The organism is Micromonospora sp. NPDC018662 (assembly GCF_044391475.1).
In the GTDB taxonomy this organism is placed as follows: Bacteria; Actinomycetota; Actinomycetes; order Mycobacteriales; family Micromonosporaceae; genus Micromonospora.
Genome location: NZ_JBISAC010000003.1, coordinates 129,875 through 154,406, shown reverse-complemented (window position 1 = coordinate 154,406; position 24,532 = coordinate 129,875). Strand labels below are relative to the sequence as shown.

Here is a 24,532-nt window from a genome sequence, read left to right as displayed (position 1 = left end):
GGCCAGGGCTGACCGGATCCCGACAGCAGCCTGTCCCGACGGCTTGACGGGTCGCTGATCCCTGGCTGACGTGCCGTCCGTCGGGCTACCGCAGCCCCGTCTCGAACGCGTAGATGACGGCCTGCACCCGGTTGCGGAGCCGCAGCTTGTGCAGCAGGTTCCGGACGTGGGACTTGACGGTGTACTCCGAGAGGGTGAGCCGGTCGGCGATCTCGACGTTGGAGAGGCCACGGGCGATGAGGAGGAGCACCTCGTGTTCCCGATCGGTCAGCTCCCCGGTGTCCACCTCGGACACGGAGGGCACCCGGGGGGCGAGGTCGTCGCAGCGGCACGACGGGGCCGCCGCCGGCCAGCCGTCCGACCGTCGCACCATGCGGTAACCGGCGGCGGCCATCTGCACGGCCGCCCCCAGTTGGGCGGGCTCCACGGTGCCGGGCAGGCTGCCGCAGTGGAGGGCGAGGGCCGCCTCGGCGCCCGGACCGGGCTCCGGACTGTCCACGGTCACCATGCTCACCTCGTCACCCAGGTGCCGCGCCAGCAGTTCCATGTCGGCCGGGCCGGACATCCGGTGCAGCACGATGACCGCGGGGCGGAGCTGGCGCAGGGCGGCCAGGGTGGCCGGGCCGGGCGGGCCGTCGCCCACCACCACCACGTCGGACTGCCCGTGCAGCAGCGACCGCAGACCCACCCGGGCCACGGCGTCGGAGCCCAGCAGGAAGACCTGGACCCCGTCGCGGGGCAGGGACCGGGACGGCTCCGTCGTCCACTGCCACCGTTGGTCGACGGCAGGGTGGTCGGGCTGCCCGGCCCCTCCGGTGAGCATGCGCAGCACAGCGGTCCCGGCGGGGGCCGGCGCCTCCGATCTCCGTTCCATGATTCGCTCCCGGTCCGCTCCGACTGGGCGTCCCGAAAACGACGCCATTCGTCAAGGTAATCGCCTCGCGACCAACGATTACTGGTTCTCAAGTCAACCTCAAGCAGCGCACCACAGGCGCCGGTCGGGATAGCGGAAATGCGCCTCGTGGCGGGGCCCTCGCGAGGGGCTGGGCTGTTATCTTGGCTGACCATGACATCGACAATCGACAGCGCAAACCCGCCGGACGACCCGCCGGTGACCAGAGAAGAAGTGATTCGGCTCGTCGCCGAGTGCATGGACCTCGACGTCGGCGACCTGCCCGGCGGCACCGAGGACCTGATCGACCACGGGCTGCACTCCGTGGGCGTCATGCAGTTCGTCAGCGCCTGCCGGCAGCGGGGCATCGACGTGGAACTCGCCGAACTGTCCCGCTCCCCGACGATGGACGACTGGTGGCGACTGCTGTCGGAGCGACAACGGACGCGAACCGCCTGACCCCGCGTCTGGAGGCCCGTGGCCAATCGTCGGCCACGGGCCTCCTGAATTTTCCGGGAGAGGACACCACAGCCCCGATGGAGGCTCGCTTGAATCCCACTTCATCAGGACTGAAGAATCCGGAAGCCAGAGCCTGAATTGGCTAGGGTCAATCTTGCGGATCTTCGCGGGAATCACCCGGCAGCCACCAGACGGAGCCAGCATGAAATTCGGAGTCAGTTTCTTTCCAGTCATGGATCCGAAACGCAAGAGCGCCAGCACCTACTACGACGAGAGCCTGCACCTGGTCCAGCGGGCCGAGGCGTTCGGCTACGAGCATGTCCAGACAGTCGAGCACTACGGCTCCCCGTACGGCGGGTACAGCCCGGACCCGGTGGCCTTCCTCGCCGCCGCGGCGGCGCGTACGAGCCGGATCCGGCTCACCACCGGTGCGGTGATCGCGGCCTTCACCCACCCGGTGAAGCTCGCGGCGGCGCTGGCCATGCTCGACAACCTCTCCCACGGACGACTCGACGTCGGCTTCGGACGCGCGTTCCTGCCGGAGGAGTTCGAGGCGTTCGGGGTCTCCATGGCCGAGAGCCGGGCACGCTTCGACGAGGGCATCGCCGCCTGCGTGGCGTTGTGGACCGGGGAGGACGTCACCTTCACGGGTCGCTTCCACCGGTTCGGCCCGTTCACCAGCTTTCCCGCGCCGTTCCAGCGGCCCCACCCGCCCGTGTTCGTCGCGTCCGCGACCAGTCCGGAGTCCTGCGCCGCGGCCGGCCGGGCCGGACACCACATCCAGGTCGTGCCCTCGGTGACCAGTCACCCGGAACTGCTGCGCATGATCGAGAGCTACCGCGCGGCCCGGACCGCCGCCGGGCACGCCGAGCCGGGCCGGATACAGATCAAGTACAGCTGCTACGTCGCCGAGGACCGCGAGGTCGCCCTGACCGACGCCCGCGCCCAGGAGGAGCACTACGTCTCCCGGATGACCGCCGCGGTGTCCGCGTGGGGCCGGACCCGCAGCGACCAGTACCCCGGCTACGAGAAGTTCGTGGAGAAGGCAGCCAACTACGACTTCGACCGCGCACTGGCCGATCGCAAGGTCCTGGCCGGCACCCCGCAGGACGTCCACGAGCAGGTCGTCGACGTCGCGAACCGGTACGGCTCGGACGTCTGCCTGAGCCTGCAGTTCAACTCGGGCCACCTGCCGGTGGAGCGGGCGGAGCGGGCGATGGAACTGTTCGCGACCCAGGTCGCTCCGTCCCTGGCGAATCGGACGGAGGCGGCCGAGGCGGCCGCGACGGTCAGCTGAGCGCCGTCCCACACGTAACCAGGTGAGGAGCGAGATGGGGGCCAGTCACGCGGACGCGGTCGCCGAGGTCGCGGTCGTCGGGCTCGGCGCGTGGGGTGCCTGCGCCCTGTGGCAGCTGGCCTCCCGCGGCGTCGACGCGATCGGCATCGACCGGTACGGCACGGCCAACGTGCACGGCTCGTCGCACGGGGAGAGCCGGATGTTCCGTACCGCCTGCCTGGAGCACCCGGGCCTGGTCCCGCTGGCCCGGCGCTCCGGTGAGCTCTGGGAAAAGCTGGAGCGGCAGACCGGCACCCGGCTGCTGGCCCGGACCGGAGCCATGCTCATCGGCCCGCCCGACGGCCGGATCGTGGCCGGCGCCCTGACCGCCGCGCGGGAGCACGGGTTGGACGTCGACGTGCTCGACCCGCCCCGGATGCGTGCCCGGGTACCCGCGCACGACGGCATCCCGGCCGATCACGTGGGCATCGTCGAACCGGCGGGTGGGCTGACCGCTCCGGAAGCGACCATCGACGCCGCCGTCACGGCGGCCAGGACGGCGGGCGCCCGGGTGTTCACCGACACCCGGGTCACCGCGATCGAACTCGTCGACGACGGTGCCGTCCTGCACACGGCGCTGCGTCCGATCCGCGTCGCGCGCGTGGTGGTGGCCGTCGGCCCCTGGCTCTCGCAGTTCGTCCCCGAACTGCCCTTGGAGGTGGTCCGGATGCCCACCACCTGGTTCACCCCGGTCACCCCCGACCCGAGATTCACCCTGGAGCGGCTGCCGGTCTTCATGCGCGAACTCGACGGCGGTGAGGTCATCTGGGGCCACGGCTGCCTTCCGGGTGCCCGGGAGGTCAAGCTCGGGCTGGAGGACGGTGGACGCCACTTCCGCGTGGTGGACCCGGAGACGCTGGACCGTTCGGTCTCACCGGCCGACTGGTCCGCTCTGGCGGAGTTGCTGCCTGCGGCGATCCCCGGGATCTCGGCCCTGCCCTCCCGGGTCACCGGGAACATCTACGCGCGTACGCCGGACGGCCAGTTCGTCCTCGGACGGCTACGCGGAGACCGCCGCGTGGTCGTTGCCGGCGGCTGCGGCGGCCACGGCTTCAAGCACGCGACCGGCGTCGGTGAGGTGATCGCCGACCTCGTGCAGGACAGGGAACCCCGGCCGACACTCGACTTCGCCGACCCCGACCGCTTCCTGTGAGAAGGGGTGACCCAGTGCGCCGCGCCGTCCCCATCCGAACCCCTGAGCCGGGGTCCGCCCCGCGTTGCGAGGAGTAGATGCAGTTCCGCATCCTGGGCCCCATCGAGATCGACGACGAGCGGCGGGGCGAGCCGATCTTCCCCACCGGCTCCAAACAACGCTCCCTCCTGGGTGCGCTGGTGGTGAAGGCGGGCCAGGTGCTCGCGCCACACCGGCTCATCGACGAGTTGTGGGGCGAACAGCCACCGGCCAACGCGGCCAACGCCCTCCAGGCCCACATCGCCCGGCTGCGCCGGCTCCTGCCGAATGCGGGTGACCCGGGCCAGCCGCGGATCGTCACCCACTCCCTGGGCTACCTCCTGGAGCCCGACCCGGCAGGCACCGACGCCGACCGTTTCCTCCGACTCTCCGCGCAGGGGCGGGCGCTGGTTCCCAGCGATCCGCACCGGGCCGTCGAACTTCTCCGCCAGGCGCTGGCCCTGTGGCGCGGGCCGGCCCTCGAAGGCTGCGCCGGCGGAGACATCTGCCTCGTGGAGGCGGCCCAACTGGAGGAGAGCCGGCTGACCGCGCTGGAGACGACGTTCGACGCCAGTCTCCGCGCCGGTCTGCACGACGCGATCACGGGTGAGCTGGAGGAACTGACGGTCGAGTACCCGTTCCGGGAGCGCTTCTACGACCTGTTGATGGTCGCCTTCTACCGCTGTGGACGGCAGGCGGAGGCGTTGGGCGTCTACGAGCGGGCGCGGGCACGCCTGTCGTACGAACTCGGGGTGAATCCGGGACCGGCGCTGGTCAACCGCGTCCGGGAGGTCCTCAGCCACGCCCCCGAACTCGACTCCCCGCCGCCCGCTCCGATCGTCGGCACACCGCCGGTACTGGCCACCCGCGCGGTCGGGGGCCACGACCGGCACGCCCGGCACCGCGGCGGCGTCGACCTCGGCGACGAGTTGGTCGAGCTGCACCACCGCCTGGACCGGCTCGGTCGCGAGCAGGAAATCCTGTCCCGGCGACTCGAACAACTCACCGCCCTCGCGGCGGCCGGCAGCCCGGCCGTCCTGCGGCCAGCGGTCTGACCCCGGCCGGCCGCCGGACGACCAGGGTCAGACCACCCGCCCGGCGGGCGGGCAGGACGCCAGGCTCGGCGCCGCGGCCCGGATCTGGGCGACGAGCAGGTCGACGAACTGCGGTACTCGCCCCCGGAAGTAGAAGTGGTCGCCCTCGAACAGGTGCAGCCCGAGGAACCGCTCGGCGTGCGCCGACCACGTGGCCAGCCGGTCCGGGGCGACCACGACGTCATCGGTGCCGCCGAAGACCGACAGCGGCACCGTCAGCCGGGGCGCGTCGGGACGCGGCTGCCACGTCTCCACCAGCCGCAGGTCCCCCCGGATCACCGGAGCGAGTAGCTGCCACAACTCCTCGTCCTCCAGGACCTCGACGGCGGTGCCGCCCAACGCGGCCAGGTGTCGACGGAGTTCGGCGTCGGGCAGCCTGTGCCGCTCGCTGTCCGGCCCGACGCCGGGTGCGTCCCGCGCGGAGACGCCCAGCCATACCGGCTGGCGGAGCTGCTCCCGGGCCAACCGCTGGGTGAGTTCGTAGGCGGCCAGGCCGCCCATGCTGTGGCCGAAGAACGCGAACGGCCGGTCCTGGGCGAGGAGGATCTCCTCGCGGAAGCACCCCGCGAGTTCCTCGGCACTATCGCAGAACGGCAGGTCGGCGAGGCGTCCCCGACCGGGCGCGTCGAGCAGATGGATCTCCCAGTCCGGCGGGAAGTGGGCGAGCCACTCCCGGAAGAGCAACTGCGAGCCGCCGGCGTGGTGGAACAGGAAGAGCCGGAGGGTCGGCTCCGGCACCGGCCGGGGGCAGAAGCCGGGGCGGGGAGTCGGACGAAGATGTGGGGGGTCGGTGAGCATTCCCTCTCCTCGGGATGGTGTACGCGGTTCTCGGACGGACCCGCGTCAGGCCGCGACGCGCTGCCGCGGCCGGCGTACGGCCGACCCGTCGCGATCCCGCCGGATCTGACGGACCATGCTGGTCAGCAGCGTGCTCTCGCCCAGCTCGGTGAAGCGCGGGTCCGGATGGTCGAGCAGCAGTTCGATCGTCTCCCGCCAGCGCACCGGATGGTCGATCTGTTCCCGCAGCAGGTCGGCGGCCGTCTCGCGCCGGTAGGGGCGCGCGCTGCGGTTGGCGATGACCGGGAACCGCGGTTCGCGCGGCTCGGTGGCGCGCACCACGGCGGCGAGCTGCGCGGCGGCGGGCGTCATGTAGCGGGAGTGGAAGGGCCCGCTGACGTCCAGTCGGCGCACCATCCGGGCCCCGGCGTCCTCCAGGATCAGGGCCGCTTCGTCGAGGTCGGCCGCCGGCCCGGCCAGCACCGTCTGCGTCGCGGTGTTCAGGTTGGCCACGTCCAGGGTGTCGAAGCCGGCCCGGATCAGCAGGAACCGCAGGGTCGTCTCGGACAGTCCCACGACCGCGCTCATCCCCCCGTCGGTCACCCTGGCCATCGCCTCCGCGCGGGCGGCGACCAACCGCAGGCCCGCGCGGAAGTCGAACACGCCGGCAGCCTCCAGGGCGTTGTACTCGCCGAGGCTGTGGCCGACGGCCACGTCCGGGCGGGCGCCGTCGGCCACCGCGGCCCGGTAGGCGAGCGCGTTCACCACGAAGATGGCCGGCTGCGTGTAACGGGTGTTGCCGAGTTGACGGTCCGGATCCACCAGGCACAGCCGGCCCAGCGGGTAGCCGAGCACCTCGCTCGCTTCCTGCTCCAGCGCCGGGAAGCGCGCGAAGAGTTCCCGCCCCATTCCCACCCGCTGCGTCCCCTGGCCGGGGAACATGAACACCTCGGTCATCGCGTGTCTCCTCGGGTCGATCGCCGGTCAGCCGGCGGCCAGGGCGGGGTACGCCTCGCGGGCCAGGACACCCAGGTCGGCGGCGGTGAACAGGGTCTCCAGCCCCAGTTCCCGCCCGCCGTCCGCAGCGATCCCGACGGCGATCCGCAGCATCTGCTGACTGGTCGCGGCAAGGGCGAACAGGTCGTCGGTCTCGGACAGCTCCGTCGCCGGCCGGCCGGTCTCCACCGCCACGATCCGCGCCAACCGGGCGAACGCGTCCTCGTCGCCGGCCGCCCCGCCGGTCGGCGCGTCCGGCGTCCGTGGCTGCGCGTCGGGGACGAGGGGGATCCGTCGGGTGGTCAGCGGCACCGCGGGCAGGGCAGCGCGCGCGGTGGCGGCCGGCAGCGCCGGCCAGGCTGGGTCTCCTCCGGCCAGCCAGGCGGCGAGCGCCTCCCGCTCGGCGGCCGGCACGGCAGCCACCTCCTCGCCGGTGCCGGCACCGTCCCGCCGCACCCGGTCGGCGAGCGCCCGCAGGGTCGACGCGGCCCGCTCGCGGTCGGTGACCGCCGCGCCCCGGGCGGGGCGCGCCCGGCGCCCCTCGCGCAGGCTCCGCGCGACCGACGCCAGGTCGAGGTCCGGATCCCGGTCGAGCGCCGCCGCCAGCGCCAGCGCCGCCCGGCTCAGGTTCTGCGGGGTGTCGGCCGAGAGCGGCAGGACGAGCGGCCCGGTGGGCGTCGCCGGAGCGGTCGGCCGCCGGGGCGGTTCCTCGATCACCAGGCTGCCGTACGAGCCACCACCGGCGATCCCGTTGACCAGCACCCGGCGTGGCTGCCCCGGGGGCGTACGCCACCGCCGGGTCTCCGGCTCGACCGGCAGGACCGCACCCTCGACCCGGGCCAGCGCCGGGTTGGGGGCCGACGTCAGCCGCAGTGGGAACAACTCCCGGCGGCGGAACTGCGCAATGACCTTGGCGAGCTGGGCGAAGGCCGACGCCCCCTCCAGGTGACCGGTCGTCGGCTTGACCGAACCGACCGGCACCGGCCCCTCCGGCCCGCCGAACACCCGGCCCACCATCGTGAACTCGAGCGCGTCGGCCAGGGCCGCGCCGGCTGCCGCAGCCTCCACGTAACCGATGTCCTCGGGCCGCAGACCCGCGTCCGCTACCGCATCCCGCATCACCTGCCCGAGCCGGGCCGGGTCGGGAACGCCGAACTGACGCGTCGCGCCGGAGTGCGCCAGCGCCCCGCCGCGCAGCACCGCGTGCACGGGGTCACCGTCGGCCAGCGCCCGGTCCAGCGGCTTGAGCAGGGCCACGCCGACGCCCTCACCGACGATCCACCCGGTGGCCCGGTCGGTGAACGGGCACGAGTCGGGTTGCTCGGCGATCAGCCCCATCTCGGCCAGCACGTCCAGGTGGTCCGGGTGCAGCACCAGGTTCGCGCCGGCCGCGAACGCGGCCTCACACCGGCCGTCGGCCACCGCGCGGAAGGCGGCCTCGACCGCGGCGAGCCCCGACACGCACCCGGTGTCGATCAACACGCTCGGGCCGGTGAGGCCGAAGGCGTGCGACGCCCGGTGTGCCAGCCCGCCGCGGTTCGCATAGGTACCGCGCCGCCCCTGCGCCCGAGCCGTCACCCCGTACAACGCGTGGTCGTGCCACATCGAGCCCACGTACAGCCCCACCGGTCCGGCGTCCGTGAGCCGGTCCGGGACCACCGCGGCGTCCTCCAGGCAGCGACGCATGACGGACAGCAGCAGCCGTTCCTGAACGTCGACGGCCGCCGCCTCGTCGTCGGAGAGGCCGAACTCGTCGGCCTCCACCTCGGTCACGTCCGCGAGGTAGCCACCGACCCGGGCGCCGGCAACCCGGGTAGCGGATGCCAACGGCGCCCAGCGTTCGTCGGGAGTCGACACCGCCGCCGAGCCACCGGAGGCGAGCAGGATGTCCAACTCCTCGACCGTCTCGGCGCCGGGCAGCGTAGCCGCGAACCCGATCACCGCCACGGCGCGCTGAGCCGGCGGGGCAGCCGGCCCGGTTCGGGTCGTCGCCACCGGTGCCGGCACGGCCGCCTCGGCGGCGACCAGTTCCGCCCGGCGGCGGGCCGCCTCGCCGGAGAGCGGCCCGCCCCAGAGCGACAGCAGCAGTTCCTGATCGCCGTCCAGGCCGAAGCGGTCCCGCACGGCGTCGAAGTCCATCTCGCCCACCGCGCACAACCCCAGCCCTCGACGGGGCGCCTCGGTCGACAGGAGCTGGGCGACGTGCCCGGCCTCGATCAGCATGAAACGCTCGGCGTTGCGCTGGCCGTACGCCGGAACGATGGCGGCGGGGGCGGAGACCAGGAAGACGCCGAACGCGGCGCCCTGCACCAGCGCCCGGTTGTGGAAGACGTGGACCTCCGGGCCGAAGTTCGCGGCCGGATCGAGCGCGACCAGGGCGCGCTCCCCCGGGTGCAGGTAGTAGAGGCCGCCGCCGATGCCCTCCACCGCGCCCGGCCTGACGAACAGATACACCTGCACCGGGTAGAAACCACCCGCCGACGGGTAGCGACGCTTGTCGCGCCCGTCCAGTTCGCCCCGGCACACGCTCTGGAGGAGGTCGAGCAGATCCGGGGCGGGCACGGCGGCCGGTGCGAAGTCGCGGAACGACGAGGCGTCGTAGCGGGCACGCACGTCTCGCACCCCCGCCGCTGGCACCGGCACCCGGGGCAGGTCGTCGGGGAGGCGCCGCTCCGCGACCCGGGCCTCCTTGAAGGCGGCCTTGGCGGCCGGGTCGAGGGCGATCCGCACGTCCGTCCGGGCCGGGCGGCGATCCACCGGTTCCGGCCCGAGGCTCGCCGCGATACGACGCGCGGTCGGCGCCTGGATCAGCGCGTCCACCGCGACGTCCACCCCGAACGACTCGCCAAGCCGCTGGGCCAGCCGGATCATCGTGAACGAGGTGGCCCCGAGGTCGAACAGATCGTCGTCCAGGTCGACCGCGGGCACGCCCAGCAGGTCGGCGGTGGCGGCAGCGACGTCGTCCGGGGTGACCGGCGCCGCGTCCCGGGCCGCAGCGGGGGGCGGGTCGTCGAGGCCGGCGGAGGCCGCCGGGGGCGAATCGTCGACTCCGACGGCCACTGTCCCCGCGAGGTCTGGCCGGTCGGCGAACAGTCCGACGGCCACGGCGCGGTCCACCTTGCCGTTGGGGGTCAGCGGCAGCCGTTCGACGAACCGGAAACCGCTGGGCACCAGGTGGTCGGGGAGGATGTCGGCCAGGGCGCGACGTAGCTCGGGCACGGACGGGGCGGCACCACCGTCCGCGACGACGCAGACCGCGGCCAGTGTCGGTTCCCCGGTCGCCGCGTCGGTCAGCGGCAGGACCCGGGCCTCGGCGACGCAGCCGGTCTCGACGAGTGCCGCCTCGACCTCGGCCGGCTCGATCCGCAGACCCCGCAGCTTGAACTGGTCGTCGAGGCGGCCCAGGTAGCGCAGCTCGCCGTCCGGCCCGAGCCGGGCCAGGTCACCGGTGCGGTACAGCCGGGGCGAAGGATCGTCGGCGAACGGGGAGGGGACGAACCGTTCGGCGGTCAACTCGGGCCGCTCGTGATAGCCGAGGGCCACCGGCCAGCCGCCGATCACGATCTCCCCGGGCTCGCCGTCGGGCACCCGGCGCAGTCCCTCGTCCACCAGATGGATCCGGGTGTTGGTGATGGGCCGGCCGATCGGCACGGTGGCCTCCGCCCAGTCCGGCCGACACCGCCAGTGGGTGACGTCGATGGCGGTCTCGGTCGGGCCGTACAGGTTGTGCAGTTCGGCGCCGGGCAGCACGTCGAAGAAACGGCGCATGGTCGACACCGGCAGGGCCTCACCGCTGGCGAAGACGTAACGCACCGTGTCGCAGGCACCGGCGCCCGGATCGCGCAGGAACAGGCCCAGCATCGAGGGAACGAAGTGCGAGACCGTGACCCGCTCGTCCCGGAACAGCCGGGCCAGGTAGCCCGGGTCGCCGTGCCCGCCGGGTCGGGCGACCACGATGGACGCCCCGACGAGCAGCGGCCAGAAGAACTCCCACACCGAGACGTCGAAGCCGTACGGTGTCTTCTGCGCGACCCGGTCCTCGGTGGAGAGCGGGAAGCGCTCCTGCATCCACCGGAGCCGGTTGGCCAGGCCACGGTGCGTGTTGCGGCAGCCCTTCGGCCGGCCCGTGGTGCCCGAGGTATAGATCATGTAGACCGGGTCGTCCGGCCCCACCCCGACCTGCCCGATGGTGTCGGGGCACGCCTCGAGCAGGGCCCGATCCTCCTCCCGGTCGGGGCAGAGCGTCGGTACGCCGGCGGCGGCCGGCACGGCGGCCCGCGTCGCGTCCGTCACGACCATCCGGGCCCCGCTGTCCGCCAGCAGGTAACGCACCCGGTCCGGCGGGTTGACCGGCTCGACCGGCACCCAGACGGCACCGGCACGGACGATGCCGACCAGGGCCACCACCAGTTCGTCGGAACGGTCCAGGTGCACGGCGACGTGGTCGCCGCGGCGTACCCCCGACCGGACGAGCCGGTGGGCCAGCCGCGCCGACCGGTGGTCCAGCTCCCGATAGCTGACGGTGCGCCCCCGCCACCGGACGGCGGGCCGGTCCGCGTGCCGCAGCAGGCTCTCGGCGAGCAACTCCGTCATCGTCGGCGGTCCGTCGGGACCGGGGTCCCCGGTGGCCTCCCGCAACCTGGCCACATATCCCTGGAAGAGGGTGTCCAGCCGGCGCGGCTCCACGCAGTCCCGGGCCACGTCCCACTGGACGACCAGCTCGTCACCGACCAGTAGCGGGACGTGGTCGAGCGCGACCTGGGCGGTCTGCGACTGGCTCTCCCGCAGCTTGACCCCGCGCGGACGCAGGTCGGGGTCGATCTCCGGCACCCGGGTGAAGACCACCGGCAGGCGCAACCGGGCGGTGGCGCGGAGCAGCCGGCCGCGCAGTTCGGCGAACCCCGGGACGCGGCGGCCACGCTCCAGGTCGGCGCGGGTCCTCGACCACAGCTCACGGGCCCGCGCGGCGAAGTCCACGGGCAGGTCGTCGTCAACCACCACCCAGGCCAACTGCGTGAAGTCGGCGACCATCCGGTCGGCGTGCGGCAGGTCGGTCGGGCGGTCCCACGAGACCACGGTGACCGTGAACGGTCCGCCGTCCATGGCGTGCCGCAGCTCGTCGGTGAATGCGGTGAACAGGATCATGTCGGCGGGCACCCCGATGGCCGCGGCCCGCTCGCTCAACGCCTGCCAGGAGCCGAGTCCGGCCCGGCGGTGGAGTCGTTCGGCCGCCGGCGCGGGTTCCGGCAGGGCCGGGCCGGACGGCAGTGCGGCGAACTTGCGCCGCCACTCGTCCCGGGCCGCCTCGACCTCCGCACCGACCCGCGGCGCGACGAGACCACGCAGGTAGGGGCGGGGGTCGGCGGTGGCGTCCAGCAGCGTGTGGTGGCCGTCGTGCAACGCGAAGAGCTGACCGAAGAGCAGGGCGAAACTGCGGGCGTCGGCGAGCAGGGCGTCCAGGACGACGTGGAGCACGTGGGTGCCGTCCGGCAGTGCGCTCGCCTCCAGTGCGTACATCGGCCGGCTGCCCAGGGGCAGGCTCGTCGCGCGCAGCCGGGCGGCGGTCCCGGCCAGCGCCCGCGCCACGGCCGTGGACGCCTCGCCGCCCGGCGTGCCGGACCGCCCGCCCGCGTCCAGCCCGGTCAGGTCATGGCGGGCGATCCGATAGTGGGGTACGTCCGGCGCGATCTCCAGACTGCCGTCCTCGTGCACGGTGGCCCGCAGCAGGGGGTGGTGGACCACCAGCCGGTTCCAGGCCGTCTCCAGCGCGTCCATGTCGTAGCGCTCGAGGAGGAACTCCTGGTACACCCGCGTTTCGGCCTGCCCGCGCAGGTCGCCCATCCGGCCGACCAGGTAGGCCGACTGGATCTCGGTGAGCGGAAACCGTTGCGGCTGGTCGGCCGACGCCGGAGCGGACAGCCCGCCGGGTGCCTGCTCCGGATCGACCACGGGGCCGTCCCAGGCCGCCACGCCCAGCCGGGCGATGCGGTGCAGCGTGGCCTCCAGCCGGGCGAAGGCGGCCCGAACCCTGGTCTCGTCCAGCGCCTGCGGCTGGTAGTCCCACGAGACGAGGAGGGCGCCGGCCCGCTCCTGGACGCACATCTCCAACTGCACGCCGGGAGTGCGGGTGGCGGAGGCGGCGAGATCCACCAGCGCCGCCCAGTTGTCGGGTTCGTCCCGCTGGGCGGTGATGCTACCGAGCAGGCTGGTGAAGACCGTCCTGATCGGTGTGACCTGCCGCCGCGCCGTGGCGCGGGCGTGCTCGCGCACCGCCCGCACGCCGCTGACGTCGGCGTGCTCCAGGTCCCGCCAGAGTTGGCCCCGCACCTGGTCGAGCAGCTCACCGAGGCGGCCCACCGGCTCCGGCGCGACGAAGACCGAGGTGGACAGGAACGGGCCGACCACACGCGGCACGTCGGGGTGGATCGGTCTGCGGTTGTAGGTGGTGAGGACGACGGGCAGCGTGCCGGGCCGGACCGCCTCGGTCTGGACCGCGGCGGCGCACAGTGCCAGCAGCAGCGCGGAGGCCGTGGTGCGGGACCGCGCGGCGGCGTCCCGGGCCCGTCGCCAGGGTTCCGCCTCGAGGCGGAACACCAGCCGGCGGTGGGTGTCGTCGGTGTCCACCGGGTGCGGGCGGGCCAGGGGAAGCGGCCGGTCCAGGTCGACGGTGGCGAGCTTGTCCCGCCAGTAGGTCAGGGAGGCGGCCGACGGTGGGGTGGCGCTGACGGCCCGGGCGTAGTCCGGGAAGGAGATCCCCGGCCGGGGTGGCTCTGCCCCGAAGCGGTAGCCGGCGTACCAGTGTTGGAGCAGCAGTGACACGCTGGGGCCGTCGGCGATCAACTCGTCCACGGTGAGCATGACCCGGCCGCGCCCGCCGGGCAGCGTCGCGGCCCGCACGTCGAAAAGCGGCCAGCGGTGCGGGTCGATACCGCCGGCCGCCTCGGCCCGCATCCGGTCGAGTGCCGCCCGCCGCTGGTCGTCGGTCGCCTCGCCCAAGTCGACGACGGTGATCGGATAGTCGGGCGCCTCCGCCTCGATCACCTGCCGCGCGTCGGGCGACAGGTGTGCCCGGAGCATCCCGGTGGCCGCGACCAACCGGTTCCAACTGGCCCGCAGGGCGTCCGGGTCGAGCTGCTCCACCTCGAACTCCAGGTGGATCTGGTTCCCGCTGCCGGCGGCGGCCAGCCGTCCCGCGTAGAAGGACTCCTGGACCTCGGTGAGGTCGAAGGGCTGGTGCCCGAGGTCGGCGTGCGTCTGCGACATGGTGTGACTCCGATTCGATCGGATCAGATCCGCTGGTCGGATGCGGCGGAGAGGTGAGAGGCGAGGAGCGTGATGCTGGACTCGCCGAGCAATTGGAGCGCCAGTTGCTGCCCGTACCGTTCGGTGAGCGCGAACCGGAGGTTCATCAGACCGATGGAGTCGATGCCGAGTTCGACCAGGCTCCGTTCGGCGTCCACCAGCGCGCTCCCGTCCGGCACGAGGTCACCGACGATTCGGGTGAGCTCCCCGACGACCTCGGCGGTGCGGTCGGCCGACGCGTCGACGGGCGCCACCGGGCCGTCGGGGACGGCAGGAGCATCGGCGGGCGCGGGGTCCGGATCGGGTTGCCGGACCGGATCCACCGCGACGGGCGGCACCGGGGTGGCGGCCGGCGCGGTCGCCGGGTCGGCGATCCAGGACCGGCGGCGGACGAAGGCGGTGGGCGGCGCGGCGACCACCCGCCCGGCGCTCGGACCGGTCAGCGCGGGCCAGGCCACCCGCAGGCCGGCGAGCCAGAAGGCCCCGACCTGGTGCAGGCGGCCGTTGCGCCACAGGTCCGCCAGGAAGACGGCGGTCTCCGGTACGTCGTCCAGCGAGAGCGCGTTGCCCCGGCCGTCCCGCAGGTCGCTGGTGCGGACCGGCCCTCCGCCGTGGCCCCGCGCGTACTCCTCCAGCGCCCGGCCCAGTTCCACCGGGTCACGGACCACCACGGCGAGCCGGCAGTCGAACGCCGCCCGACCCACCCGCAGGGTGTGGGCCACGGCGGCCAGGTCGGCGGTGGCGCCGGCGCCCCGCAACCACTGCGCCAGCCGCGCGGCCGTGGCCGTCAGGTGCTCCGGGGTCGGGGCGGAGAGCACCACCAACTCGGCACCGGGCGACCCGGGACGGTCCGCCTCGGCAGGGGCGGCCCGGCCGTACCGCTCCGGTAGGAACTCCTCGACGACCACGTGCGCGTTGACCCCACCCGCTCCGAAGGAGCTGATGCCGGCGCGTCGGGGCAACTCCCGCCCGTCGCCGTCGCGCAGCGACGACCACGGCTCGGCGGTGTGCTGGAGGACGAAGCGGGTCTCCGCGAGACGGAGCTGCGGGTTGACCGGGTCGGCGTGCAGCGTGGGCGCCAGCACCCGGTGCCGCAGTTGCAGCACCACCTTGGTCAGGGCGGCGATCCCGGCGGCCGACTCGCCGTGGCCCACCGCCGACTTGACCGACCCCAGCGAACACTGGTGCCCGGCGGCGGCGCCACCGTCGTAGGTGTCCTGGAGGGCGGCCACCTCCACCGGATCACCCAACTCGGTCCCGGTGCCGTGCGCCTCGATCACGTTGACCGTCGCCGGGTCCGTGTCGGAGCTGCGCAGGGCCTGACGGATCAGCCTCGCCTGGGCGTCGGGGCTGGGCGCCGTGAAACCGTTGGTGCGGCCACCGTGGGCCACCGCGCTGCCCCGTACCACCGCGTGCACGACGTCCCCGTCGGCCAGCGCCCGGGCCAGGGGCTTGACCAGGACGACGCCGACCCCCTCACCCGGGCCGAAGCCCGCGCCACCGGCGCCGAAACTGCGGCACAGGCCGTCCTCGGCCAGGAAACCGGACTGCCGCAGCATCCGGAAGCGGGACGGGTGCAGATAGAGGTTGACGCCGCCGACCAGGGCGGCGGCGCACTCGCCGCGACGTATCGCCGCCAGCGCCAGGTGCAGCGCCACCAGCGAGGACGAGCAGGCGGTGTCGACCGGCAGGCTGGGCCCTCGCAGGTCGAGCAGGTAGGACAGCCGGTTGGGCGGACTCCAGTAGTGACCGGACGGCATGTCGCGGTGCCCGTGGGCCCACCGCTCGGCGCCGAGGAGCTGATAGTCGCTGGAGGTGATCCCGACGTAGACGCCCATGCTGCGGCGCGTACCGTCGGGGGTGGTCAGGTCGTCCAGCCTGGCACCGGTGTAGCCGGCGGCCTCCAGCGTCTCCCAGGCGACCTCCAGGAAGAGCCGCTCCTGCGGATCGATCAGGGCGGCCTCATGGGTCGAGAGCCCGAAGAACCCGGGGTCGAAGGCGTCGACGCCGTCGAGGAAGTGTCCCCTGGCCCGGACGCCGCCCGCATCGGTCCAGCGGTCGACCGGCAGGTCGGAGGTGGTGTCCTTGCCGAGCACCAGGTTCTGCCAGAAGGTGTCCAGGTCCTCCGCGTGCGGATACCGCCCGCTGATCCCGATGATCGCGAACCGGTCGTCGGTGGCCGCGTCGCCGAGGGATGCCGGCGCCCCGGTGGGCACGGCGGTGGTGGACACGTCGGTGGTGGGCACGACCCTGGGCTCCGCCGGCCCGGTCGCCGGCGCCCCGGGCGCGGCGGCGGCGAGATGGTCGACCAGTTCCTCCAGGTCCCTCAGCCCGAACAACATGTGCAACTCGACCGGGGCCACCTCGGCGGTCAACCGGGACGCCACCGTGCGGATCATGACCGAGTCCAGACCCAGCGCCTCCAGCGACGTCTGCGGCCCGATGCTCTCCACCGGCCGGCCGATCGTGTCGGCCACCACCGCGCACACCCGGTCCCGCAGCGCGGCACGGTCGACGCCGCCACGGGCCGCCACCACGGGTGCCGCCGCCGGCACCGCCGGCTCGGCGGTCAACCACAACCCCGCCAGATGGGTACGCCAGCGGGCCACGTCGCCGTGGAACAGCGAGACCACCGCGGGCCCTGGCGTCGCGAGCAGCCGTTCCAGGATCGCCAACCCGGTCCTGGCGGGCAGGGGGAGCATGCCGGTGTGCTCCTGCACCACGGCAAGGACCGGCTCGGGAATGGTCATGCCCGGGACGTCCCACAACGGCCACTGGACGGACAGGGTGCGACCGTGCCGCTCGCCGCGCTCCACCCGACCGGCCCGTTGCTGGGCGAACCCGTCCAGACAGCCGGTCGCGTACGCGTAGTCGGACTGCCCGAGGTTGCCGGTCACCGCGGCGACCGACGAGAAGAGCACGAAGAGGTCCAACGGCAGGTGGGCGGTCGCCTCATCCAGCACGCGCGCGCCCACCACCTTGGGCTCCAGGACCGCGGCCACGTCCTCCAGCCGCTTGCGCACCAGGTAGCCGTCCCGAATGACACCGGCCGCGTGGAAGACGCCGTGCAGGGCGCCCTCGCGGGCGACCACGTCACGGACCAGGTGGTCGACGGCGTCGCGGTCCCGGACGTCCGCTTGGGCGTACCGCAGCCGCTCGGTGCCGCCGACCGCCTCGCGGGTGGCCCGGTCGAGGTCCTCCCACGGGCTCCGGCCGCAGAGCACCACCCGTACGCCGGGTCGTCGCGCCAGGTGCCGGCCCAGCACCGACCCGATCCCGCCGGCGCCACCGGTGACCAGGTAGACACCGTCCGCCCGGGGGGTCCAGCCGGCGGTGGGGACCTCCAGCGGCGTGCGGACCTGACGTCGACGCTGCGCGCCCCGCACGTCGCACAGGTGGCCGAACTCGACCGCCGGGGCCGCGATCTCGGCCAGCAGCAGGTGGGCGACCCGGCCGCCGACGGGCACCAGCACCGCCCGGCCCGACAGCCGGGGGTTCTCCTGCCGCAGGGTGGCGAGGAACGCCCTGGCGGCGTCGGCGCGACCCGGGTCGGCGGTGACCGCCAGCACGGTCAGCCGCTGGGTGCGCAGGGCCCGCAGCACGGTGCGCGTCACCTCGATGGCGGCCAGGTCGGCGTCGATCCCCGCGTCGTCGTCGGGGCGCGCACCGACCATGTGCAGTACCAGCACGACCGGTCCGGCGTCGGCCCCGCGCACCCGCTCGGCCACCGCCCGGGCGGTCTCCTCCCCGTCGATCCGGTGCACGCCGGCCCCCGCCCGGTCCAGGTCGTCGGCCAGCTCTCCCCCGGGGTCGTGCACCAGCACCGGCGCGGCCGGCGGACCCCCGGCCGCCGGCAGCGGGGCCGCCACCCAGTCGGGCCGGTACGCCGAGAGCCGATCGAGTTCCTCCGCCGTCAGCGGCGGCGTGCCGGGCCGGCCGTCCACCGCGGTCGACGGCCGGGCGGCTGCGGTCTGCGCCGGCCCTCGGGTCACCCAGTGGCGGTCCCGGGCGAACGGATAGCCGGGCAGGGACAGCCGCCGATGCCGGTCGGGCGGGCTGACCGACGCCCAGTCGACGTCCTGCCCCTGCACGTACCGCCGGGCCACCGCGCTCAGGTGGTCGGCCGGCGGGCAGCCGCCGCCGAGGCTCTCGCCCAGGCGGGCCAGCAGTTCGGCCTGCGCCCGCCGCACGGCCGGGTCGGGCGCCGGGGTCGCGTCGATGGAGGTGGACCGGCGGGCGTCCGGCGCGCCGGTGGCCAGCAGGTCGAGTGAGGCGAGCAACTCGGCGCGGTCGCCGACCAGCAGGGCGACCCGGTGCCGGTGGTGGACCCGAGCGCAGGCGAGGGTGTGCGCGACGTCGACCGCCGAGGCCTCGGCGCCCGGCCCGCGCAGCCAGCGGGCGAGGGCGGCGGCGTACCGGGCCGGCGTGTCCGGACGCCGGCCGGAGAGCGGCACCAGCACCGGGTGGTCGGCGTGCGTCCGCGTGTCCCGCACCGGTGCCTGCTCGACCAGGACGAACGCGTTGGTGCCGCTGAACCCGAACGAGCTGACCGAGGCGCTGCGCGGGCGGCCGTCGACCGCTGTCAGCTCGCGACGTCGCGCGACGACCGCGAAGGGCCCCTCGGCGAACGGGATCGCCGGGTTGGGCCGCTCGTAGTGCAGGGTCGGCGGCACCTGGCCGGTGCGGACCACCCCCATCGCCTTCAGCAGGCCGGCCATTCCGGCGGCGGCCGAGGTGTGCCCCAGGTTGCCCTTGACCGAGCCGATCGGCACACTGCCGGGGGCTCGGCCCGCCCCGGCGAATGCCGCGTTGAGCGCGGTCACCTCGATCGGGTCGCCGAGCGGGGTGCCGGTGCCGTGGCACTCCACGTAGTCCACCTCGGCCGGGTCGACCGCGAAGCGCCGCAGGGTGTCCCCGATCAACGCGGCCTGCGAGGCCGCGCTCGGCGCGGTGATGCCGTTGGTCCGACCATCCTGGTTGAGGCCGGAGGCCCGGATCACCGCGTGCACCGGATCGCCGTCGGCCCGCGCCTTCGACAGTGGCTTGAGCACCACCACCGCGCAGCCCTCCCCCGGCACAATGCCGTCCGCGTCGGCGGCGAACGGCCGGCAACGGCCGGTCGGGGAGAGCATGCCCGCGCGGCTCATGAAGACGTGCGGCAGCTCGGTCAGATAGAGGGTGACACCACCGGCGAGCATCAGCTCCGCCTCGCCCAGCCACAGCGCCTGACAGGCCAGGTGCAGGGCGGTCAGGGAGGACGAGCAAGCGGTGTCCACGGTGGCCGCCGGCCCCTTGAGGTCCAGCCGGTAGGCCAGCCGCGCGGCCAGGAGCGAGTTCGAGTTGCCCTGCATCACCTGCGGCAGCCGGGCGTGTGCGCTCTCCCGTTCGATGAGGTCCTGGTAGTCGTTGAGCATCACCCCGGCGTAGAGACCGCAGCGGGCGCCCGCGAGGGAGTCCGCCGCGAGCCCGGCGTGCTCCAGCGCGCGCCACGCCTCCTGGAGGAACAGCCGGGCCTGCGGATCGGTCAGCTCGGCCTCGCGCGGGGTCAACTGGAAGAAGTCGGCGTCGAAGCGGTCGACGTCGTCGACGAACGCCCCCCACCGCGACACCGACTTGCCCTCGGCGACGGGATCGGGGTCGTAGTGCTCGGCGATCCGCCACCGGTCCTCGGGGACCTCCGTGACGAGGTCGTCGCCGTCGAGGAGACGCTGCCAGAGGACGTCCGCGTCGTCGGCTCCCGGGAAGCGGGCGCTGTAGCCGATGACGGCGATCGGTTCGGGCGGCCCCGGTGGCGCCGACCGCGGCACGGCCGGGGTAGCCGGCACGGCCGGGGTAGCCGGCACGGCCGGGGTAGCCGGCACGGCCGGGGTAGCCGGCACGGCGGCCTGAGGCGCAGCGGGAGCCACCTGCGCGGCACGGTGACCGAGCAGCTCGGCGGCGGTGGCCCGGTCCAGGGCCCCGTCCTTGAATCGGGTCAGGATCTCTTTGGCGTCCATCCGGTCCTCGCGTCGGCGGTTGTTCGGCTGGCAGGGGCGATGCGCGGGGCGGGGCTGTGGTCAGCGCCCCGACGAGGCGACGTCGGTGGGCCCGTAGCCACTCAGGATGCGTTCCATCACCCCGGGGAGCCGGAAGGACGTACGGTGCATGACGGCCTCCCGCGCGACGGCTGCGTCGGTGGCGGCCAGCAGCGGCGCGGCCAGTTCCCGCTTCAGCAGCTCCAGCGACGCCCGAGGTGCGGCGGCCATGCCCCGGGCCACCTCGTCGGCGACGCCCGGCACCTGGGCGTGCGGCACCACCCGCACCGGTGCCCGCCGGTCGCGCAGTTCCCCACCCCGGTAGTCGCGGGCGGTGTAGAGCATCTCCGCACCGAGTTCCGCGCCGAGGCGGAGCGGGACGAGATGGGTGGCGCCCATGCCGGGAGTGAAGCCGTAGCGCATGAAGTTGGCCGCGTAGACCGAGCGTTCACTGAAGACGGCGACGTCCGCGTAGAGCGCGAGGACCAGCCCTCCGCCGATCGCGTGGCCCTGCACCGCCGCCACGACGGGCAACGGGCAGTGGGCGAACACCCGGAAGAAGTCATCCTCGTCGAAGCTCCCGTCACCCTGCGCGAACCGGACCAGCTCCCGCTGGGAGCCGCCGGCGCAGAAGAGCTCCGGCAGCCCCTGCACCAGCAGCACCCGGGTGCGCTCGTCCGCCGCGGCACGGGTGACCGCGCCGACCAGCCCGGTGCACAGCGCCGGCCCGAAGGTGTTGCGCCCACGCCGATCGGCCATGGTCACCACCGCGACGGCGCCACGCCAGCTCAGGCCGACGACCTCCCCGTCGGCGGCGATCGTCGTCATGCCACCATCACCCCGGTCGCCCGCAGCCGCTCCAGCAGACGCCGGGCGGTCGGGTCCGCGAGCCGGTCCAGCAGCAATGCCGAGGCGTCGCGGCCCAGGGCCGGGTCGCGGGAAAAGAGCCGGGCCCGGTACCGCTTGAGGGCGGCGGCGGTGCCACGGTCGACCCGACCCAGTCCGGCCAGCACCCGTCGCAGCAGCGCCTCGACGTCCTCCGCCGCCAGGTCGGCGAGCCCGCAGGAGACCGCCGCGGCGGAGTCGAGATCCTCGGCGAGCAGTGTCGCGGTGAAGGCACGCTGTTCACCGACCCGGCGGGCGACGAACGGCAGGGCCATCGCCGGCACCAGTCCGACCAGCACCTCGGTGAGGCGGAAGCGCGCCCGCGCGCCGGCCAGTACCAGGTCGCAGGCGGCGGCCAGGCCGACCCCGCCGGCGGTGGCGCGACCGTCGACCACGGCGACGGTGACGAGTTCGCCGCGGGCCAGCCGGTCCAGCATCCGCCAGTACGGGAGCTCCACCCCGGCGGCGCCGCGCAGGTCCGCCGCGTCCGGAGGGCCGTCCGACAGGTCGGTGCCGGCGCAGAAGTCCTCGCCCGACGCCGACAGCACGAGCACCCGGCAGTCGGGGTCGCGCTCGGCCTCGTCGACGGCGGCGGCCAGCTCGGTGAGCAGAGACGCGTCGATCCGGTTCCGGTGCTCCGGGCGGGCCAGGTCGACCCGGAGCAGCCCGCGTCCTCGCGTCAGCGACACGGCCGGGCTCATCGCCGGCCGCCCAGCCACACGTACTCGCGGTGGTAGTTGCGGACCGCTTCGAGAACCAGCCGGGGCCGGCCGGCGTCGCTGAACCGGGCACCGGTTATCTGCGGGAACCGGTCCAGGTCGAAGGTGAAGTCGGGGACGCCGAACTTCAGCTCCGCGGTGGCCCGGAGCAGGTCGTCGTACTCGGGCACGGACAGCTCGTAGCGGGCGTCCAACGCCTCCTGGATGCCCATCGCGCGTACCGTCCGCTGGGACCGGGGGGTGATCACGGCGCTGTAGAACTCGGAGCTGCACCCGGATCCGTAGGAAAAAACGCCGATCCGCCGATCCCGGTCGATCACGGCCTTGTCGATGGCGCTGGCCAGTGCCAGGAAGACGGTGCCGGCGTAGATGTTGCCGACCTGGCGGGGATATTCGATCGAGGGCTCGAGGCGGCGTACGAAGTCGTCCTCGATCGCCGGCGGCGACATCCGCTTGAGTTTGCGCAGCACCGCCCGGTGCGCGCCCTTGACCATGCCGGGGAACGGCGTGTGCATGGCGAGCAGGTCGAACGTCTCCACCAGGTCGGCCCCGTCGACCTTGGTCGCGTAGTCGGCGAACGCGCCCTTGAGGCAGTCGAGGTAGCTCAGCAGCGACAGGTCCACGTCGCCGGCCTCCGCCTCCGGGTCGGGACGGCAGGTGTCCATCACCTCGTAGCTGTGGAAGCCGTTGGCACCCCAGTCGAACGCCGCCACCGTCGGCCGGTCACCGACCAGCAGCGCGACGGCACCGGCCCCCTGGCTCGGCTCGACGTACGTGTGCGGCACGGGCCGCGCCACGTCGCTGCTGATCACCAACGCCTTGGTGGTGGGGAACGGGCTGGCGGCGACCACGGCGGCGGCCATCTGCGTCGCCGCGGTGCCGCTGTAGCAGGCCTGCTTGGTCTCGAAGAGCCGGCATGTGCGGGGCAGACCCAGATGGTCGTGGACGTAGGTGGCGAGTGACTTGCCGAAGTCGATACCGGACTCGGTGCCGACGACGAGCAGCTCGATACCGGCCCGCTCCTGCTCGCTGAGCGCGTCCACGATGGGCTTCGCGGCGTTGACCGCGAACGAGACGGCGTCCTCGCAGTGCAGGGCCACACTCTTGCGGGCCATCATCAGGTTGTCGATCCGACCGTCGTCGAGGCCACGGGCGGCGAACAGGGTCGGCACGTCCACGTAGGTCTCGCCGCAGTAGACGTTGAGGGCCTCGATACCCACCTGTTTCATAGGACTCTCCGTTGTCGGACTGGGAAGGGGGTCACCCGGCGTCGGCGGCCACGGGTCGGTGCCGTCCCGTCGGGACGTCGTCGCCGGGCAGGCGCAGCACGACCGAGGCGTTGACGCCACCGAAGGCGAAGCTGTTGCTGAGCGCGGTACGCAGGGGCCGGTGCACGGCGGTGGCGCCGACGAGTCCGAGCAACGGCTCGACCGGATGGTCGAGGTTGGGGTTGGGGTGCAAGGCGCCGGCGCGCATCTGGAGGATCACCGCGATCGCCTCCACGAGGCCGGCGGCGCTCAGGCAGTGGCCGGTGAGCGGCTTGGTGGAGTTGACCAGCGGGGTACCGCGATCCCCGAACACCCGGCGCAGGGCGGTGGCCTCGGTCAGGTCGCCGCGCACCGACCCGGTGGCGTGGGCGTTGACGTAGTCGACGTCGTCGGGGGTGACACCGGCGCAGGCGAGGGCGGCCCGCATGGCGGCCTCCTGTCCGTGCGCGTCGGGCTCGGTGCCGCGCCGGGCGTCCAGCCGCTGCCCGTACCCGGCGACCTCGGCCAGCGCGACCGCTCCCCGTGCCGCCGCCGCCTCCGGTCGCTCCAGGACGACAGCCGCCGCCGCCTGGCCCCGGACGAACCCGTCCCGGTCGCGGTCGAACGGGCGGCACATCCGCTCCGGGGCATCCCGGAACCGCTGGTAGGCCAGCGCCCCGGTGCGCCGGAACGCCTCCTCCTCGGCCGGGGACAGCTCGGCCGCCGGGGCCACCACCAGAACCCGGTCGACCCAGTCCGCCGCCACCATCCTCGCCGCCTGGATCAGGGCGATCGTGCCGCTGGCGGACGCGCCGCCCACGGCCCAGCCCTCGCCGGTGATCCCGGTCAGCTCGCTCACCGCGGCGACCGCGTCCACGTCGAGATGGGTCAGCGCGTAGGAGGCGCGTAGCCGGGACGGTGTGTCCCGGTGGTCGAGCACCGTGGCCGCCTGGTGGGCGAGGGCCAGGTTGCTTCCGGCGACGAGCACCCCGGTCCGCTCATCCCGGGCGTCCGGGGCCGGGGCGAGGGGCAGCCCGGCGTCGCGCGTCGCGAGCAGCGCGACGCACGCGGCGGTACGGGCCGGCAGCGCGGCCCGGCCGGTGACCCGCCGCAGCCGCGTCGCGGTTCCCGGGTCGTCCGGGAGGTGCCGTTCGGCCCACCGGTCGAGGTGGAACTCCGTGAGGAGGGCGGCCGGCAACGGCTGCTCGTCGACGTCGACCGCTCCGGCGGGCGACGGCGGCAGGGTGACCGCGCTACGGCCGGCGAGCAGCGCGGTGGTGAGGGCGGGCAGGTCCTCGGCGAGCGGGCTGAGGACCGCCGCCCCGGTGACCACCACCGGGTCCCGGGCGCCGGGCGTCGCCGGGCCGGTCACGAGACGTACTCGCTGAAGATCCGGGACAGGGAGCCCAGGCTGTCCGCCCGGGCCAGTTCGCTCGCGGGCACCTTGATGCCGAGGTCGTCCTGGGCCGCGATCACCACGTCCATCCGGTCGATGGAGTTGGCCCCGAGATCGCGCATGCTCTGCTCGGGGGTGATCGGGGAGCCGGCCAGTTCGGGCACGACCTCGATCAGGTTGCGGCGGATGACGGTGAAGATCTCGTCGGGGGTCATGGCGGTGGTCTCCTCGGGCCGGGCGCGGT

At 73.9% G+C, this 24,532-nt stretch carries 14 protein-coding genes; 4 read left to right on the top strand and 10 right to left on the bottom strand.

Going from position 1 to position 24,532, the window contains the following annotated elements:
• Positions 1-85: 85 nt before the first annotated feature.
• Positions 86-874 (bottom strand): response regulator transcription factor, encoded by a 789-nt coding sequence (locus tag ACH495_RS10470; protein WP_396857438.1) that lies wholly within the window; start codon positions 872-874, stop codon positions 86-88.
• Positions 875-1,066: 192 nt separating this feature from the next.
• Between ACH495_RS10470 and ACH495_RS10465 the strand changes: the two genes are divergently transcribed.
• From ACH495_RS10465 to ACH495_RS10450, 4 genes are all read left to right on the top strand, one after another.
• Positions 1,067-1,351 carry a phosphopantetheine-binding protein gene (locus ACH495_RS10465; RefSeq protein ID WP_396857437.1) on the top strand — a complete coding sequence of 95 codons (285 nt, stop codon included), beginning with the start codon at positions 1,067-1,069 and terminating at the stop codon, positions 1,349-1,351.
• A 202-nt stretch (positions 1,352-1,553) separates the two neighbouring features.
• The gene (locus tag ACH495_RS10460; RefSeq protein ID WP_396857436.1) at positions 1,554-2,648 is read left to right on the top strand and encodes an LLM class flavin-dependent oxidoreductase; all 1,095 of its coding nucleotides are present in this window, start codon (positions 1,554-1,556) and stop codon (positions 2,646-2,648) included.
• Between the two features lie 34 nt (positions 2,649-2,682).
• Positions 2,683-3,840 (top strand): N-methyl-L-tryptophan oxidase, encoded by a 1,158-nt coding sequence (gene solA / locus ACH495_RS10455; RefSeq protein WP_396857435.1) that lies wholly within the window; start codon positions 2,683-2,685, stop codon positions 3,838-3,840.
• Positions 3,841-3,917: 77 nt separating this feature from the next.
• A complete protein-coding gene (locus ACH495_RS10450) occupies positions 3,918-4,913 on the top strand; it encodes a BTAD domain-containing putative transcriptional regulator (RefSeq protein WP_396857434.1) in 996 nt (331 codons plus the stop codon).
• Between the two features lie 27 nt (positions 4,914-4,940).
• Here the strand turns inward: ACH495_RS10450 and ACH495_RS10445 are convergent, their stop codons facing one another.
• From ACH495_RS10445 to ACH495_RS10405, 9 genes are read right to left on the bottom strand one after another with little or no spacing between them, the layout of a single operon-like run.
• The gene (locus ACH495_RS10445; RefSeq protein WP_396857433.1) at positions 4,941-5,750 is read right to left on the bottom strand and encodes a thioesterase II family protein; all 810 of its coding nucleotides are present in this window, start codon (positions 5,748-5,750) and stop codon (positions 4,941-4,943) included.
• Positions 5,751-5,795: 45 nt separating this feature from the next.
• Positions 5,796-6,686, bottom strand: a complete 891-nt coding sequence (gene fabD / locus ACH495_RS10440; protein ID WP_396857432.1) for an ACP S-malonyltransferase — start codon at positions 6,684-6,686, stop codon at positions 5,796-5,798.
• A gap of 27 nt (positions 6,687-6,713) precedes the next feature.
• Positions 6,714-13,988: an amino acid adenylation domain-containing protein gene (locus ACH495_RS10435; RefSeq protein WP_396857431.1), complete on the bottom strand. Its 7,275-nt coding sequence runs from the start codon at positions 13,986-13,988 to the stop codon at positions 6,714-6,716.
• A 23-nt stretch (positions 13,989-14,011) separates the two neighbouring features.
• Positions 14,012-20,023 carry an SDR family NAD(P)-dependent oxidoreductase gene (locus tag ACH495_RS10430; RefSeq protein WP_396857430.1) on the bottom strand — a complete coding sequence of 2,004 codons (6,012 nt, stop codon included), beginning with the start codon at positions 20,021-20,023 and terminating at the stop codon, positions 14,012-14,014.
• Between the two features lie 60 nt (positions 20,024-20,083).
• The gene (locus ACH495_RS10425; RefSeq protein ID WP_396857429.1) at positions 20,084-20,869 is read right to left on the bottom strand and encodes a polyketide synthase; all 786 of its coding nucleotides are present in this window, start codon (positions 20,867-20,869) and stop codon (positions 20,084-20,086) included.
• Entirely contained in the window at positions 20,866-21,615 is a 750-nt protein-coding gene (locus tag ACH495_RS10420; RefSeq protein WP_396857428.1) for an enoyl-CoA hydratase-related protein, read from the bottom strand. The genes ACH495_RS10425 and ACH495_RS10420 overlap by 4 nt, the downstream gene beginning before the upstream one ends.
• A gap of 8 nt (positions 21,616-21,623) precedes the next feature.
• Positions 21,624-22,874, bottom strand: coding sequence for a hydroxymethylglutaryl-CoA synthase family protein (locus ACH495_RS10415; protein ID WP_396857427.1), 1,251 nt, complete (start codon positions 22,872-22,874; stop codon positions 21,624-21,626).
• A 31-nt stretch (positions 22,875-22,905) separates the two neighbouring features.
• Positions 22,906-24,264: a beta-ketoacyl synthase N-terminal-like domain-containing protein gene (locus ACH495_RS10410; RefSeq protein WP_396857426.1), complete on the bottom strand. Its 1,359-nt coding sequence runs from the start codon at positions 24,262-24,264 to the stop codon at positions 22,906-22,908.
• On the bottom strand, positions 24,261-24,503 hold the full coding sequence (locus ACH495_RS10405) for a phosphopantetheine-binding protein (protein ID WP_396857425.1): 243 nt from the start codon (positions 24,501-24,503) through the stop codon (positions 24,261-24,263). The genes ACH495_RS10410 and ACH495_RS10405 overlap by 4 nt, the downstream gene beginning before the upstream one ends.
• Positions 24,504-24,532 lie beyond the last annotated feature (29 nt).

What these genes read in the sequence shown, in the direction of transcription:
- ACH495_RS10465 (WP_396857437.1), top strand. Translation starts at nt 1,067, where the DNA reads ATGACATCGACAATCGACAGCGCAAACCCGCCGGACGACCCGCCGGTG.
- solA (WP_396857435.1), top strand. Translation starts at nt 2,683, where the DNA reads ATGGGGGCCAGTCACGCGGACGCGGTCGCCGAGGTCGCGGTCGTCGGG.
- ACH495_RS10425 (WP_396857429.1), bottom strand. Translation starts at nt 20,869, where the DNA reads ATGACGACGATCGCCGCCGACGGGGAGGTCGTCGGCCTGAGCTGGCGT.
- ACH495_RS10445 (WP_396857433.1), bottom strand. Translation starts at nt 5,750, where the DNA reads ATGCTCACCGACCCCCCACATCTTCGTCCGACTCCCCGCCCCGGCTTC.
- ACH495_RS10470 (WP_396857438.1), bottom strand. Translation starts at nt 874, where the DNA reads ATGGAACGGAGATCGGAGGCGCCGGCCCCCGCCGGGACCGCTGTGCTG.
- ACH495_RS10415 (WP_396857427.1), bottom strand. Translation starts at nt 22,874, where the DNA reads ATGAAACAGGTGGGTATCGAGGCCCTCAACGTCTACTGCGGCGAGACC.
- ACH495_RS10450 (WP_396857434.1), top strand. Translation starts at nt 3,918, where the DNA reads ATGCAGTTCCGCATCCTGGGCCCCATCGAGATCGACGACGAGCGGCGG.
- ACH495_RS10430 (WP_396857430.1), bottom strand. Translation starts at nt 20,023, where the DNA reads ATGGACGCCAAAGAGATCCTGACCCGATTCAAGGACGGGGCCCTGGAC.
- ACH495_RS10460 (WP_396857436.1), top strand. Translation starts at nt 1,554, where the DNA reads ATGAAATTCGGAGTCAGTTTCTTTCCAGTCATGGATCCGAAACGCAAG.
- ACH495_RS10405 (WP_396857425.1), bottom strand. Translation starts at nt 24,503, where the DNA reads ATGACCCCCGACGAGATCTTCACCGTCATCCGCCGCAACCTGATCGAG.
- ACH495_RS10435 (WP_396857431.1), bottom strand. Translation starts at nt 13,988, where the DNA reads ATGTCGCAGACGCACGCCGACCTCGGGCACCAGCCCTTCGACCTCACC.
- fabD (WP_396857432.1), bottom strand. Translation starts at nt 6,686, where the DNA reads ATGACCGAGGTGTTCATGTTCCCCGGCCAGGGGACGCAGCGGGTGGGA.